Genomic DNA, 15,201 nt, shown 5'->3' with positions numbered 1-15,201 from the left:
CTTCTCCCTTCTCGATTCTCCCTTCTCGCTTCTCCCTTCTCGTATCTTTCGGCATGGCCTCCCTCGCCCTCGCCCTCCCTGCTGCCGACCTCGAGGCGTTGCGCCTCCGGGTCCGGCGGCTGGCCGAGGATCGACCCGGCACCTACCGGATGCTCGACGCCTCCGGGCGAGTGCTCTACGTGGGCAAGGCGAAGCAGCTGCGGACCCGACTGCTCTCCTATTTCCGGGCCGAATATCCCCACGACAAAGCTGCGCGCATTCTGCACGCGGCCAGCGACATCGTCTTCGACTACGCTCCAAGTGAATTCGCTGCAGCACTCAACGAACTGAAGTTGATTCGCAAGCATCGACCCAGCTTCAACGTCGCGATGAATCGCTCGAAGCAGTACGGCTTCCTTGTGCTGACCGACGAGCCCGCCCCGCGCCTGCTCCCCACCACCTCGCCAGAACGGCACCCCGGTCGAGTATACGGACCGATTCCCTCCCGGGGGCGCGCGCAACAGGCGGCCCGGATTCTCAGCGACCTCCTCGGCCTGCGCGACTGTCGCGCCGACATGCCAATGCTGTACGCCGAACAGGGCGACCTCTTCGCAGAGCCCAGGCGGGCCGCTTGCCCGCGATTCGAGTTCCGCACCTGCCTCGGACCATGCGCGGGACTCGTGGTAGAGTCGACGTATCGGGAGCAGGCTGAAATTGCGGCGGCGTTCTGCGACGGGCGCAGCGTGCGACCCGTCGATCGGGTCATCACCGAGATGACGACGCGGAGCGATGCGGGTGATTTCGAGGGAGCACTCCGCTGGCGTGAACGATTCGAGTCACTCGAATGGTTGCTCGCCGCGACGACCCGAGCGCGCACGGCCCTCGAACTGCTCACCTTTGTCTACCGCGATCCGGGGTCGAACGGCGATGCGCGCGCGTACATCATCATCGGGGGCGAGGTGCGCGCCTGCTATCCCGACCCGGTTTCTCCGATCGAGCGGGAAGCATTCGAGGCCGTGGTACGGACCGAACGCAATCGCCCCGCACCGCCCAGGGAACGGGTCGATGCGGAGCGACTGCACCAGCGGCTGCTGGTGATGAGCTGGTTCCGGACCCGGCCCGATGCGTGGCGCCGGACCCAGCCGCTCGAGGCGTGGAGCTAGCTGCGGGCGGCCTTCTTCCGGCGGCGCGCCGCGGCCATCCCGACCAGACCCATGGCCATCAGCGACATGCTCGCCGGCTCGGGCACCACGTCGGTCGCGGCGGTGTTGACGAGAATCGCTGTGCGACCCACTTCCTCCTGGCTGCCATTGAATGCGACCAGGGCGAAGCCATACTCGCCCGCGGCGTTCGGGTTGAACGCGGCGAAGGTCGGCGGCACCACAATGCCGGCGATGGCGGTTCCGAGGAAGTTCATCCCGAGGTTCCAGGAGTCCTGGGTCGGAGTGACCGCCACGTAGCCATAGTCGCCGAAATTGCCGGCTGCGGGGTTGAAGTCGTAGTACAGCCGGTAGTTCCAAGATTCGACATTCTCACCGACGATCGCGAAATCGAAGTTCCAGAGCGCGTAGGGATCGAGCGGGCTCGGCGGATTCAGATCGGTGCCGGCCTGGGCGAAGAAGGTGCCCGCGCCGTCGTTCCCAAGGGCGGGATCGGCGAACCGAGGCGTTGCGGACAGAAACAGGTGCGTGCCGCCCAGTGCGACCTGATTGGCCACTGAGTTGGCCTCGACTGCATCAGTCGAGATGCCACTGCCACCGAAGGTGAGGCCGGGTCGGGGGCCGAAGTCGCTCAACGGAACCACGGGAGATGTCGTCTGTGCGGTGAGCGGGGCGGCAGCAACAGCGATCGCCGCTGCGGCAGCGAGAAACAGTTTTCGGTGCATTGGAACTCCTCAGAGTACGGTTGCCGGATCGTGCGAACGCGAGGAAAGTCATCGTTTCAGGATCCGAAAGTTGGGACGACTCGCATGCGATCGGCCGCACACCGACGCGACGTGCTGACGCAGCAACACCCTGCATCGGGCGTCTGGGCCCGATGCAGGGTGCAACTTGATCACTCCGGCATCAGCTCCGGGTGATCTTCTTCCGGCGGCGCGCGGCGGCCATGCCAACCAGGCCAGTCGCCAACAGCCCCATCGTGGCGGGCTCCGGCACGACATCCTGAGGACCGCCCGGCAACGCAGTGTTCACGAGAATCGCGGCCCGGCCCATTTCGACCTGGCTGCCGTTGAACGCGACCAGCGCGAAGCCATACTCGCCCGCGACATTCGGATTGAACGCTGCGAACGTGGGCGGGACCACAATCCCGGCCAGCGAGACCGTGAGGAAATTCATCCCGAGGTTCCACGAGTCCTGCGTCGGGGTCACGGCGACGTAGCCGTAATCGCCGAAGTTGCCGACGGCCGGATTGAAGTCGTAGTACAGGCGGTAGTTCCACGCGTTCACGTTGTCACCCACGATCGCGAAATCGAAATTCCACATCGCATACGGGTCCACCGGGCTCGGTGCATTGAGGTCCGTTCCGGCGAGCGCGAAGAAGCGCCCGGCGCCGTCATTGGTCAACGCGGGGTCGGCGAAACGCGGCGTGGCCGAGAGAAACAGGTGGGCTCCGCCGAGCGCGACCTGATTGGCCGCGGAATTGGCCATCACTGCGTCGGTCGAGATGCCACTGCCGCCAAAGGTGAGACCGGGGCGTGGCCCGAAATCACTGACTGGGACGACCGGACCGGTCGTCTGGGAGAGGAGAGGTGCGGTCACGGCGACCAGCGCGACAGCTACCGTGAGGAGTCTTCGAATCATTGGGGTGCTCCGTCTTCGAGAGGGAGCCGAAATGCCACTTCAGCGACACTGCTCCGTGCCTTGAGGATGGGCAAGTTATGCGCCCCGATCCAGCGCGAAAAGCCGCTGGATGGGGCAATACAAATGATTTGGCAGTAAGCAGTTACGAAAGTCCTAGACGGAGGATTGAAGGGCGAATCCATCTTTAGGAAAGGTCACTGCGCGACACCGTGTAGTGGACCGACGACGGACCAAAAGAATGGGGCCGGTTTCAAAACGAAACTATCCCTTGGCTTCTCTCGTTTGGGGCCTGTCACCCGAACCCTGGAACACCAGATGAATGCACGCTACCTGCCGGCCTTGGTCGGCCTCGCGCTCTTTGCTCTCCCACTTACCGCCCAGACCACCCCGACGGCGCCGGCCGCCTCGAGCGAGCCAGCCCCGGTGCCGAAGCTGACTCCGGAACAGGAGGCGCATTTTCTCGCCTTGGGCAAGACCTACAACCGCTGGTTCCTGACTGGGAAGGCCGACTCATTGCTCCAGGTCATCGCGCCGGAGACGATCGAAAAGGTCGGCGGCATCGACGGGCTCCGGACGATGATGAACCAGATCGCCGAGCGTGTCGGGGTGGAAACGGCCATCGTCGAGGAGAAGATGACGCGTCGCAACGGTCGGCCGCAGTTCTGGCACGCTGGGCTCTTCAGTGAGATGCCGGACGATCAGGTGGTGCTGCGCTGGATTCTCGACGCGAACGGAAAGATTACTGGCGTCGGCGCCGGCCCCCTCTCAAAGGCCCCGGCACCGGACCCGAACTAGCGCATACCCGGGGCCGCAGTTCGGGGGTAAGTTAGTCAGCGTGAGTCGCCTCCCTGCTGTTCTGCTGGCGCTCCTCGGCGCCGCTGCCTGTGACATGCAGGCCCCCGTACTCCTCGGTTCAGGCGACCCGAGATCGGCGATCCACCCCAGCATCGTCGACTTCGTCGACCAGGAACTCGATTCGCTCCACCTGAACCCGCCGATCACCGTTGTCCGGTGGTCGGCGAGCCTTGGGGGCGGTCTTCGTCGCGAAACGGAGCAGGCGATGACCTATGCCGCCGACAACCGCATTGTCGCCGTGGTCGGGCATTCGGGGAGTCGAGAGTCGCTGCTCGCGGCGAACGTCTACAATCCTGCCGGCATCCCCCAGATCGTTCCCACCGGGACCAGTCGACGGCTCAGCAGCGCCGGCGAATGGACCTTTCGCATGGTCCCCAACGATTCGGTCGAGGGCGCCTTCCTCGCCGACGTCGCCATTGATTCGCTCCACAGCCGCTCGGTGCTCATTCTCTACGGTGGCGACGAGTACGGCGTCGGGCTGCGCGACGGCGTCAGTGCCGCGCTGCAGCGGCGCGGAGTGACCGAGGTCGACAAGGTACGGGTCCCTGATCGGCCGTGCACCGATATCCGCGCTGAACCGCTCCATCGCACGACGGCACTCGCCGCACTGGCCCGGCACCGCCCCGACGTCGTTGTGCTTGCGCTGCGCAGCAATACCATGAACTGCCTGATCTTGCCGATCAGCGCTGCCTTGCCGGAGGTCCAGTTTCTGGCTGGCGATGGCGTCACGCTCCATTCGGCGGAGGTACAGGGACTGCCGCGCGATGTTCGCGCGAAGTTTGGCAGCGTGACCTTCTGGGACCCGTCCAATGGCGACGCCTCGCACCGCGATTTCATCGCGCGAGCCGAGCGATACCTCGGGCATCCGCCCGACGCTGGTGACGCGCTCTATTACGACGCCTATCAGGTGCTCATCGCCGCAACGCGCGAAGCCGGGGCCAACCGTCAGGCGGTGCGTCAGTGGCTGGTGTCGCTGGGCCGCACCCGACCGCCCTTCGCCGGCGTGACGGGCCCGATCAGTTTCGACACCGAACGGCGCTCGCTGCTTCACCTGGTGCGTCCAACGCTTGAGGCGATCCCCTGACCGCGGGGACCCGGCCGCGACTGCTCCGTCGATCGCCTTCACTTCGCTGGACGCTGTCCGCGATTGGTGTCCTCGCGTTGCTCTATGTCGCGGCCGTGGGTTTCGTGGTGGCCTTCCGCCTCGGCCCGGCGGCCCAGCGGCTGCAGCAGCAGAGCGCCACGGTCCTGCAGGAGTTCACCGAGAGCTCGCGCCGCGCCGAGCACCTCGACGACATCATGACCGACCTCTGGCGGCTCCTCGGCGTGACACGCGACGGCCATGGCCCGGGGCCGCTGGACACGCTGGAGGGACATCGCCTGAATCTGCAGGCGTTGCTGGAGGCGCCGCGCGGCTTCACCACGCAGGCATGGCCCGAGGGAGTTCCGCTCGAGTTCCGAGCCACACTGATCAGTGCCGGGGTACACGAGGGGAATCTCGGTTCGGTAATGCTCGCCGCCATTGCCGCGATGGAACTCGGTGATGTCCCTTCGGCCACTGCCTTCATGAAGCAGGCCGACACGCTCGATGCGCCGCTGGCGGCCGATCTCGCGAACGCCACGATGCTCGCGCTCGGCAACGTCAATCGCCACGAAGCCCTCCTCGCCGACACGGCGCGTGCGGCCGCACGCTTCGTCGCGCTCTGGATGGTCGGTGGCTGCATTCTTTTCGTGGTCGTCGGCCTCTTCCTGCATCGCCGACTCTATGCGCCGCTCGCGTCGCTCGACCTCGGGCTCGCGCGGATTGCCTACGGCGACCTCGCGGTGACCTTGTCGGCACCCAACGAGGATGAACTCGGGCGGCTGACACAGCACTTCAACCGGATGTCGGCGCTGCTGCGCCAGCGGGCCGCCGAGGAAGAAGAGCGCGCCCTGTTGCGCACCGCGGCCCGGACTCGGCGCATCCTCGAGGCCGCACTCGATGCCGTCGTCGTGATCGATGCCGATGGCATCGTGCGCGAATGGAATCCGCAGGCGACGGAGGTGCTGGGCTGGAGCCGGACCGACGCGGTCGGGCAGAACTTCAACGAGTTGCTCAGTCCGAGCCCCGGCACCGGCGAGTTCGCGGTGACGCCCTCCCTGCTCGAAGGCTCGACGATCAACCAGAGATTCGAGCGCCTTGCCCGGACGCGTACTGGGGCGCTGGTCCCGGTGGAGGTCGCCATCACCCCGCTGCACGAAGCCGGGCAAGGCACCGAGTACAGCGTCTTTCTCCGGGACATCACCGAGCGTCAGCGCGCCCAGGCCGCGCTCGCCGCCAGCGAGGCGCGTTATCGCGGCGCCTTCGAGCAAGCCGCGGTCGGGATGGCGGAAGTCTCGACCGAAGGATGCTATCTGCAGGTCAACCGTGCCTTCGCGGCAATCCTCGGCACCACGCCCGATGCGGTTGTCGGTCGTCGCACTGCCGAGGTCACGCACCCCGACGATATCGCCGGCGATGCCGAACAGGCGCGCCAGCTCTTCGAGGGCGAGACAGCGGTCATGCAGCGGGAAAAACGCTACCTCCGTGTGGATGGCAGCGTCGCGTGGGCCAACATCACCTCCGCGATGGTGGTTTCACCGGGCGCGCCCTCGTTCGCGATCACGGTCGTGCAGGACGTCACGGACCGCAAACTGCTGGAAGAGGAACTGCGTCAGTCGCAGAAGATGGAAGCGGTCGGCCGGCTCGCCGGGGGAATCGCCCACGACTTCAACAACCTCCTGACCGCGATCATCGGCTATGCCGACATGTTGCAGGAGCCGGGCGTGGGTGCACAGGCGATCCACGACGACGCCGCCGCGATTCGTTCGGCCGCTGAGCGGGGCGCCGGGTTGAGCCGCAACCTGCTGGCCTTTGCGCGGAACGAACCGCTCGAGGCCCGGCCGGTGTCGCTCGACCGGGTCGTGACCGAGGCGGCGGCCCTGATGCAGCGTACCCTCGATCGCCGGATCGCGGTGCGGCTCGAACTCTCGACGCCGCCGGTGAACGTTCACTGCGACCACAATCAGCTGGTGAACGCGCTCCTCAACCTCGCCATCAACGCGCGCGACGCGATGCCCGGCGGGGGCACCCTCTCCTTCCGGACCTACCGTCTCCTGGCCGATGCCCCTTTCCTCGCACGCAACCCGCGACTCACGCTCGATACCGAATACGTCGGCATCGAGGTGCGCGATACGGGCACGGGAATGTCGAACGATGTTCTGGCACGACTCTTCGAACCGTTCTTTACGACCAAGCCTCCAGGCCAGGGGACGGGCCTGGGCCTCGCGATGGTCTATGGCACCGTGCGATCTCACCAGGGACATATCGAAGTGGAGAGCACCATGGGTGAAGGCACCACGATCACGATCTATCTGCCGGTCCACTCCGAGGCCGTCGCGAGTCCGGAGGTGGCGCTGGACCAGCCGACGCGCGGCAAGGGTCACATCCTCCTGGTCGACGACGAACCGCTGATCCGGGTAGTTGGCGGGAGAATGCTGGAGCGGCTGGGCTATGGCGTGACCGTCGCGGCCGATGGCGAGGAAGCGCTGCAAAAGGTGACGGACGCCGTGACGCCATTCGACCTCGTCATCATGGATGGCAACATGCCGCGGATGACGGGGCGTGAGGCGTGCCGCAAGATCCGCGCATTGCGCCCCGATCTCCGGATCGTGCTCGCTTCGGGTTTCGTGGATGGCACGACCCCGCAGGAACTCACCGCGGATGGCTTCTCGGAGGTGATCCAGAAGCCGTACGACCTCAACATGCTCTCGCGGGTGGTGGCGGCGCAGATCACCCACCAGGTGTAACGCCCGCTCCGTTCAGTCCTCGTCGGCCGCCGTGAGCGGCACCAGTCGCCCGCGCGGCGGGATTCCCGCCTCGAGTTCCAGGATTCCCACCGAAGCCGGAATGTCATATCGGCGTGGCCCCGCGCCTCCCGGATTCATCACCGTCACCACGACATCGACCAGTTCCAGCTTCGGGATGTGGGTGTGCCCGTGGATGATGATCTCCGCATCCGGGAACGCCTCGTGCAACTCCTCGCTGGGTACCCCGCGACCGAACTGATCACCGTGCGTCACCACGATCTCGAAGCCGTCGAGCTGGATGCGCGCGACTCGCGGCAGCCGGGCGCGTACCTCGGGCAGATCGGTGTTCCCGAAGACCGCAGTGACCGGCGCAATCGCCTCCAGTTCGGTGAGCAGATCGAGCGGCCCCAGATCACCAGCATGGAGGATGTGATCGACCTCCGCGAAGACCTCGAAGACTTCGGGTCGCAGCAGGCCATGCGTGTCGGCAATGATCCCCAGTCGCACGTTACCCTCCCCAGCGCGGGCCCAGAGGAATGTCGAGTCCCAGCTGATCGAGCATCCGCTGCACCATGAAGTCCACCAGGTCGGCGATCGCCGCGGGACGATGGTAGAACCCGGGAGCGGCGGGGATCACCACGGCGCCCGCTTCCGTCACCGTGGTGAGGTTACGGAGATGAATCAGCGAGAGCGGCGTCTCACGTGGCACGAGGATGAGCTTGCGTCGCTCCTTGAGCATCACATCGGCAGCACGCTCCACCAGCGAGCGCGAGGTTCCCGCGGCAATGGCGGCAACCGTTCCCATCGAGCACGGGCAGATGATCATCCCCTGCGTGCGATAGGAGCCCGAGGCCGGTTTCGCGCCGCGATCGTTGTCGGGATGGACCGTGATGCTCCGCCAGTCGCCGCCGGTCGCTGCGCGCAAGGCCGCTTCATCGGCGATCCCCGATTCGGTCTCGAGCAACCGCCAGCCGTGGCCCGACACGATGAGATCGGTCGGAACCTGGTTGCGCGCAAGAATATCGAGCAGCCGAACCGCGTAGGGAGCGCCGGAGGCACCGGTGATGGCGAAAACCAGGGGTAGCTGCGGCATTCAGATCCTCAGGAGGATGATGGATGACGGATGACAGATGACGGATGACGGATATTGGGCCGAGACGAAACGTGGATGGCGGATGTGCCAGCATCCATGCTCAGTCATCAGTCATCTGTCATCAGTCATCAGTCATCTGTCATCTGTCATCGTGTCAGTACGTCAACAAGCGCAAACCCGAAGACGGTAAGACTCATCACTCCGTTCATCGTGAAGAACGCGGCGTCGAGATTCGACAGGTCATCCGGCTTCACCAGCTGATGCTCCCACGCCAGGATGCCGGCGGCGACGATGACGCCGACGAAGTACCAGATCCCGAACCCGGCAAACCAGCCGAAGATGCCGAGCGCGGGGATCGTGATCCCGTGGAGAAGCTTGGCAAGGAAGATCGCGCGCGGGACGCCGAGCCGCACCACGGCACTGCGCAGCCCCTGGTCGCGGTCGAACCCTTCGTCGGGGAGGGCATAGAAGATGTCGAAGCCGGCCACCCAGGTCATCACCGCGATCGTGATCAGCGCGAGGAGCCACCACGGCTCACTCCACGCGCCCGCCACGGCGAGCCAGCCACCCACCGGGGCGATCGCGAGCGACAGCCCGAGCCAGAGGTGCGGCCAGTGGGTGAACCGCTTGGCATAGCTGTAACAGAGCACCCAGCAGAGGGCCACCGGAGCGAGTACAAAGCAGAGCGGATTGAGCTGCCATGCGGCGAAGACGAAGAGCGCTGCCGCCGCAGCCACGGCGATCGAGGCCTGAGCCACGCTGATGCTCCCTGCCGGTATCTCGCGGGCGCGAGTGCGCGGATTTTCGTGATCGAATCGCCGATCGACAATGCGGTTGAATCCCATCGCCGCGAAGCGGGCAGCTGAGAAGGCGACCACGACCCAGAGCACCACCGGCGCCGTGATGGTAGCTACCTGCGACGCCGCGAGCACACCGACCAGCGCGAAAGGCAACGCGAAGAGCGTGTGCGGCAGCTTGACGAAGCTCGCCCAGCGCGCCAGCGCCGAACCGCCGGCAAACGTCTGCCCCTCCCTGCTCACAGATCCATCATCCATGATCCATCATCCATCATCCCGTGATGCCGAGCGTCGACCAGATCGCATCAATCTTCGCCCTGGTCTCGTCGTCCATCACGATCTTCTCGGGCCACTCCCGGGTAAAGCCTTCTTCTGGCCATTTCCGCGTCGCGTCAATTCCCATCTTGCTGCCGAAGGTGAACGCCTGCGAGGCGTGGTCAAGCACGTCCACCGGCCCGCGCGCAAATTCGGTATCCCGCTTCGGGTCGATGTTGTTGAGGGCGATCCACCAGACTTCTTCGCTGTCCTGCACATTGACATCGTGATCGACGATGATCAGCACCTTGGACAGCGACATGAGTCCCTGACCCCAGAGCGCGTGCATCACCTTGTAGGCCTGACCGGGATACTGCTTGTTGATGCTCACAAACACCAGATTGTGGAAGATGCCGGCGGCCGGCATGTGGTAGTCGACGATCTCGGGTACCGTGAGCTTCAGCAACGGCAGGAAGATCCGCTCGGTGGCGTGGCCGAGGTAGAAATCCTCCATCGGCGGCCGGCCGACGAGCGTGGCCGCATACACCGGCTTCTTCTTCATCGTCACGGCCGTGACGTGCACTCGCGGATAGAGATCAGCGAGCGAATAGAAGCCGGTGTGATCCCCGAATGGCCCTTCCATCACCAGCGCCTCGCGCGGGTCGATGTGGCCCTCGATCACGATCTCCGCTTCGGCCGGGACCTCGAGGTCGCACGTGACCGCTCGCGCAAGTTCCACCGGCTGCTTGCGAATGAAACCGGCAAAGAGAAATTCGTCGATCCCGGGCGGCAGTGGCGCCGAACCCGAATAGACGCTCACCGGGTCGCCGCCGAGGGCAATCACCACCGGCATCGTCTCGCCCCGCTCGGCCATCTCGCGCCAGTGCGCGGCGCCGGTCTTGTGGCGCTGCCAGTGCATCGCGAGTTCGCGCTTTCCCTGCACCTGCACCCGGTACATCCCGACATTGCGAGTGCCCCGACCCGGGTCGCGGGTGATCACCATCGGCAGGGTGATGTAGCGGCCGCCGTCGTCGGGCCAGGTCTGAAGGAAGGGAATAGTGTCGAGGTCGATCTCATCTCCCTGCAGCACGATCTCCTGACAGGGCGGCCGACCCGACCTGGTGCGCGGCGGAAACTTCGACATTTCCGCCAGCTTCGGCAGCATCGAGAGCTTTCCCATCAGCCCGTCGGGAACCTTCATGTTGACCATCTCGCTGATCCGGTCGCCGATCTCGTCGAGCGCGCCGACACCCATGGCCAGCCGCATCCGTTCGTGAGAGCCGTAGAGATTGATCGCCACCGGGATGCTGCTCTCGCGACCATCGGGCATCACCGGGCGTTCAAAGAGCAACGCTGGCCCGCCACCGGGAAGCTTCATCGTCCGGTCGGCGATCTCGGCAATCTCGAGGTGGGTGCGCACGGGCTGGCGAATCCGGACCAGGTGACCGAGGCGGTCAATCGCCGCAATGAACTCAGGGAGGGACTCAAGTGTCATAGTGGTTTCCGGACCCCGACGTGGAGGGCGACAATCCCGCCCCAGAGGAGTTCCCAGCGTACCGACGCGAAGCCGGCGGCCTCCATCCGGGCGGCGAGGGCCGGTGGATCGGGAAAGGCGAGCACCGACGCTGGTAGCCAGTCGTAGGCGCTCGTATGTTTCGACACGAGCCGGCCGATGCGCGGCAGCACGTGGCGGAAATAGCCGAGATAGAGTGCCCGCAGCGGCTGCCAGTGCGGCACCGTGAATTCCAGCACCACGAATCGCGCGCCAGGCGCCAGAACGCGCGCCGCTTCCCGGAGCCCGGCATCCAGGTCCATCAGATTGCGCACGCCAAAGCCAACGGTGGCTCCAGCAAAGATCCCGTCGTCAAACGGGAGGCGCAGCGCGTCGGCGGCAGCGGGCCGAACCCGGGCCGATTTCCCCGCCCCGCGCACCAGCATTGCCGGCACGAAATCCGCCGCGATGACCTCTCCTTCGAAGCCGGGGCGATTCCCCAGCTCGGCGGCGAGATCGAGCGTTCCCGCACAGAGATCGAGATACCTGCCGCCCGGTTCCGCCTCCCAGCCCAGGAGATTGACGGCGGCTCGGCGCCAGCGCCGGTCCGCGTTGAGCGAGAGAAGATGGTTCAGCTGGTCGTAACGTGGCGCGATCCCGGTGAACACCTCGCGGACGTATTCGCGCTTGGCGTCACCACCGGTGACCGGTAAGGGCTGCTCGATGACAGGCATTGTCCTCAAAGCTACCGGTTTCGCGAACGCCGTGGCAACGCGAGGCCTCGCGTGAGCGGCCTGTCGCCTGCCGCCTATCAGGTCCTCTCCGACCAGGACGTGGTTCGCCACGCGGTTCAGGGGCGCGAGTCGGCCTACCGCGAGCTCATCCGCCGCTATCAGCGTCCCGTCTTCTCGCTGGTGTACCGGATGGTCCGTGACCGCGAACTGGCCGAGGACCTGACTCAGGAGACCTTCATCAAGGTCCTCAACGCCATCGACAGCTATCGCCCCGAATACAAGTTCTCGAGCTGGATCTTCAAGATTGCCAACAACGCGTCGATCGATCATCTCCGGCGCCGTGGCCTCAACACCCTCTCGCTCGATGGCTCGCCCCACGCGGAGAGCGCCGACGCCATCGAGGCCACCACGCTTCAGATCGGCGATGGCGCCGAGAATCAACTCGATGAGGTCGCCTCGCGCGAACTCGGCTCCCAGATCGAAGTCGCGATCAATCAGCTCCGCCCCGAATACCGCAGCTGCATCATCCTGCGTCACATCGATGGCCGTCCGTATGAAGAGATCGCCGAGATGCTCGATCTCCCGCTGGGCACTGTGAAGACCTATATCCACCGGGCCCGTAACGAGCTCCGGATCCTGCTGGCTGATACCCGTGAGTGATGAAACCCGTACTACCAAATCGACGTACGAGGGCCCTGTTATGAGCGATGTAATTCTGGATCACCTGACCGAAGACGAACTCGACGCCCTGCTGGTGGGTGCCGGCTCGCCGCGGGCGATGTCGCACCTTGCGACATGCCCGACGTGCGTCGCGCTCGGTCAACTCGACGCCCGTCTGGTCACGGCGCTGGGCGGCCTCCCCACTTGGGAGCCTTCCTCCGAGTTCGCCGATCACGTGATGGCGAAAGTCCAGGTCCGGCCGGTTCTGGCCGATCTCCCCTGGGTCCTTTCGGCCCGGGAGCGCTCGGCTCGTCGGCGGGTCCTGGTCGCCTCGGTCGCCACGGGTGGCGCGCTGGCCGCCTGTCTGGCCTGGGCGGTCGCGCATCCGGCCGCCGCCCTCGGCTGGTCGGCTCCTACTGTCGCCGACGCCGGGCAGTCGCTCTGGATCACCTTGCAGACCATCGCCGCGAACACGGCAGAGCAGCCGTGGTTCGGCGGCGTCCGCGACGCCCTCGCCACCCCGACCCGTGCCTTCCCGGTGCTGGTCGGTGCCCTCGGCACCTACGCCCTCGCGCTCGTCGGACTGCGTCGCCTCCTCACCGAGCCCGCGACCGATGCGGGCTGGTAAGGGAGCAGCCGCCCTCCTCCTAGTCATTGCGCTGATCTCCGCAAGCCGCCTCGAGGCGGCCGATCGGCGTGGTGTGGTGGGCGAGCTGTCCGGGCGGGTCAAGAATCTCCTCCCCTCGATCCTGATTCCAGGACCGGACGTCGCGCCACAGGCCGTGGCGGTGGCCGATCCTCAGGGTCCCACCGTCAATCCCGCAAAACTCGATCAGCCAGCCGCGCTCGAGCGCCAGTTGCGCACGGCATTGCGGCGTCCGATCGACGAAACCCGGCTCACCGTCGTCGGCGGTACCGCTCGCCTGGGGCACTACTCCGTTGGCTCCGCCGAGAATATTCACGGACACGTCGTGGTACTCGAGGGCGATGTCGACGTGCACGGCCGGGTGGAAGGGAACATCGTCGCACTCGATGGCGACATCATCGTGCACCCCGGCGGCTCGGTGGTGGGCGATGTGCTCGCGATCGGCGGGCACGTGCGTGAGGTCGGCGGCAATATCACCGGCGCCCAGCAATCACTCGAAGCGGTTCCGATCACGACGCCGGCAGATACGCCGTCGATCGCCTCGGTCATTGCACGTCGTGCGGCCGGATTTGTCGGTGTCTTCCTCGTGCTCCTCACGCTTGGCTTCGGACTCGTGACCTTCGGGCGACCTAACCTCGAGATCGTCTCCGATACGGTGATGCACTCGTTCGGGAGGGCCTTCGTGGTAGGGCTGCTCGGCGAGGTCCTGATTCTCCCGACCTTCGGGATGCTGGTGGTCGGGCTCGTGCTTACGGTGGCCGGCGCGCTGCTGGTGCCCTTCGGAATCGTCGTCTACACCCTGCTGGCGATCGTCTCGGTGCTTGGTGGCGTTCTCGCCGTAGCGCACGCAATGGGCGAGACCATCACGAGGCGTCGGATGGCGGCAGGGCTGCGGGTTTCACCCAATGCCTACCGCTACCTGCTCACTGGCCTGATGGCGCTCGGCGTCAGCTGGCTCGCGTGGGTGCTCTTTGGCTGGGTGCCGATTGCTGGCGGGCTGATCCTTTCCGCCGCCGCTATCGGAACCTGGTTCGTCGGTACGGTCGGGTTCGGTGCGGCGCTGCTTTCGCGCGGCGGAATTCGGGAACACTTCGCCGGCCGGATCGTGCCGCCCGAGATGCTCACTGATGAATACCTCTGGGCCACACCACAGTTCGGTGTGCCGGCGGTGAAGCGGCCGAGCACGGAGCCCGAGGCGTGAAGCTGCCTCAGCGCGCGCTGGTGCTGGCAATGGTGGTTGCGACCGCCAACACGCTTTCGGCGCAGACGATGCGGAGCTTCAACGCGACCCGCCCCGCCGCTGGCGAGCGAATGTTGCGAGCGACCCTCGACTTCGGGGCAGGGCGTGTGGTGGTCCAGCCCGGTTCGTCAGGGAGTCTCTACCGCGCCGTCTTGCGCTACGATGCCGAGCGCGCCGCCCCGGTGCAGGACTACGACGCGCGCACCGGGATCCTGCATCTCGGCCTGGAGGCGGTCGGCGGCGGCGGAGTGCGCGTCACCTCGCGCGCGCAGCTCGATCAGACCGGGCGTTTCGAGTTCTCTCCCGACATTCCGCTCTCGTTTACTGCCAATCTCGGCGCTGCCGACGCCACCATGGATCTCGGCGGCACCACGCTCGTCGATCTCGCCATCTGGAGCGGCGCCACTCGCAGCTCGCTCACCTTTTCGCGGCCGACGAAGGGTGAATGCCGCAAGGCGTCTTTCACGGTCGGCGCGTCAGAACTCGACGTCCGCCAACTCGCCAACGCTGGCTGCGACGAGATCACGGTCGAGGGCGGCGTTGGCCGCGCGACGCTTGGTTTTGAAGGGGAGTGGCGCCGGAACTCTGCCGTGGCGGTCGCGCTGTCCATGGGAACGCTCACGCTGCGAGTGCCGCGTGGCGTGGGTCTGCAGATTACCGCAGGGCGTTTCCTTACCTCGCTCGATGTCGAAGGACTGATAAAGCGCGGTAACGTCTGGAGCACCGAAGGATTTTCCATCGCGCCGCGGAAACTCACCATCGAGCTCAAGACTTCGATGGCCGGCGTGAACGTGGAGTGGGTCGGAGCGCGCTGACCCACT

General features: G+C 65.8%; 15 protein-coding genes. 8 read left to right on the top strand and 7 right to left on the bottom strand.

The genetic code is table 11. The features are described 5' to 3' along the window. Nucleotides 1-53 precede the first annotated feature (53 nt). Nucleotides 54-1,142, top strand: coding sequence for a nuclease (locus V4558_15100; GenBank protein ID MES2306829.1), 1,089 nt, complete (start codon nt 54-56; stop codon nt 1,140-1,142). On the opposite strand, the gene V4558_15095 is transcribed toward V4558_15100, so the two are convergent. Both V4558_15095 and V4558_15090 read right to left on the bottom strand, forming a co-directional pair. Then, the gene (locus tag V4558_15095) at nt 1,139-1,864 is read right to left on the bottom strand and encodes a PEP-CTERM sorting domain-containing protein (GenBank protein MES2306828.1); all 726 of its coding nucleotides are present in this window, start codon (nt 1,862-1,864) and stop codon (nt 1,139-1,141) included. The genes V4558_15100 and V4558_15095 overlap by 4 nt on opposite strands. Before the next feature lie 181 nt (nt 1,865-2,045). Next, nucleotides 2,046-2,780: a PEP-CTERM sorting domain-containing protein gene (locus tag V4558_15090; GenBank protein MES2306827.1), complete on the bottom strand. Its 735-nt coding sequence runs from the start codon at nt 2,778-2,780 to the stop codon at nt 2,046-2,048. A 315-nt stretch (nt 2,781-3,095) separates the two neighbouring features. Between V4558_15090 and V4558_15085 the strand changes: the two genes are divergently transcribed. The 3 genes from V4558_15085 (at nt 3,096) to V4558_15075 (ending at nt 7,463) form a co-directional block, all read left to right on the top strand. Further along, complete coding sequence (locus V4558_15085; protein ID MES2306826.1) at nt 3,096-3,575, top strand: hypothetical protein; 480 nt, start codon at nt 3,096-3,098, stop codon at nt 3,573-3,575. A 40-nt stretch (nt 3,576-3,615) separates the two neighbouring features. Beyond that, a complete protein-coding gene (locus V4558_15080; GenBank protein ID MES2306825.1) occupies nt 3,616-4,719 on the top strand; it encodes a branched-chain amino acid ABC transporter substrate-binding protein in 1,104 nt (367 codons plus the stop codon). 77 nt (nt 4,720-4,796) lie between these two features. Further along, a complete protein-coding gene (locus V4558_15075; protein MES2306824.1) occupies nt 4,797-7,463 on the top strand; it encodes a PAS domain S-box protein in 2,667 nt (888 codons plus the stop codon). A 12-nt stretch (nt 7,464-7,475) separates the two neighbouring features. Here V4558_15075 and V4558_15070 read toward each other — a convergent pair whose 3' ends face one another. From V4558_15070 to V4558_15050, 5 genes are all read right to left on the bottom strand, one after another. Continuing rightward, nucleotides 7,476-7,970: a metallophosphoesterase family protein gene (locus V4558_15070; protein ID MES2306823.1), complete on the bottom strand. Its 495-nt coding sequence runs from the start codon at nt 7,968-7,970 to the stop codon at nt 7,476-7,478. Nucleotide 7,971: 1 nt separating this feature from the next. After that, nucleotides 7,972-8,556, bottom strand: a complete 585-nt coding sequence (locus tag V4558_15065) for a flavin prenyltransferase UbiX (protein MES2306822.1) — start codon at nt 8,554-8,556, stop codon at nt 7,972-7,974. 146 nt (nt 8,557-8,702) lie between these two features. Then, nucleotides 8,703-9,611, bottom strand: a complete 909-nt coding sequence (locus V4558_15060; GenBank protein ID MES2306821.1) for a UbiA-like polyprenyltransferase — start codon at nt 9,609-9,611, stop codon at nt 8,703-8,705. Between the two features lie 13 nt (nt 9,612-9,624). Further along, a complete protein-coding gene (locus tag V4558_15055; GenBank protein ID MES2306820.1) occupies nt 9,625-11,103 on the bottom strand; it encodes a menaquinone biosynthesis decarboxylase in 1,479 nt (492 codons plus the stop codon). After that, nucleotides 11,100-11,834, bottom strand: a complete 735-nt coding sequence (locus V4558_15050; GenBank protein MES2306819.1) for a ubiquinone/menaquinone biosynthesis methyltransferase — start codon at nt 11,832-11,834, stop codon at nt 11,100-11,102. The genes V4558_15055 and V4558_15050 overlap by 4 nt, the downstream gene beginning before the upstream one ends. 51 nt (nt 11,835-11,885) lie before the next feature. Here V4558_15050 and V4558_15045 point away from each other — a divergent pair, with 51 nt between their 5' ends. The 4 genes from V4558_15045 to V4558_15030 are packed head-to-tail and all read left to right on the top strand — an operon-like array spanning nt 11,886 to nt 15,195. Next, complete coding sequence (locus V4558_15045; protein MES2306818.1) at nt 11,886-12,494, top strand: sigma-70 family RNA polymerase sigma factor; 609 nt, start codon at nt 11,886-11,888, stop codon at nt 12,492-12,494. A gap of 40 nt (nt 12,495-12,534) precedes the next feature. Next, complete coding sequence (locus V4558_15040) at nt 12,535-13,122, top strand: hypothetical protein (protein MES2306817.1); 588 nt, start codon at nt 12,535-12,537, stop codon at nt 13,120-13,122. Then, nucleotides 13,109-14,341 (top strand): polymer-forming cytoskeletal protein, encoded by a 1,233-nt coding sequence (locus V4558_15035; GenBank protein MES2306816.1) that lies wholly within the window; start codon nt 13,109-13,111, stop codon nt 14,339-14,341. The genes V4558_15040 and V4558_15035 overlap by 14 nt, the downstream gene beginning before the upstream one ends. After that, nucleotides 14,338-15,195 carry a hypothetical protein gene (locus V4558_15030; protein MES2306815.1) on the top strand — a complete coding sequence of 286 codons (858 nt, stop codon included), beginning with the start codon at nt 14,338-14,340 and terminating at the stop codon, nt 15,193-15,195. The genes V4558_15035 and V4558_15030 overlap by 4 nt, the downstream gene beginning before the upstream one ends. The last annotated feature ends 6 nt before the right edge of the window (nt 15,196-15,201 follow it).

It is taken from the genome of Gemmatimonadota bacterium, assembly GCA_040388535.1.
Classification (GTDB): domain Bacteria; phylum Gemmatimonadota; class Gemmatimonadetes; order Gemmatimonadales; family GWC2-71-9; genus Palsa-1233.
The sequence above is the reverse complement of the archived record's forward strand: the minus strand, read 5'-3'. Positions and strand labels throughout refer to the sequence as shown.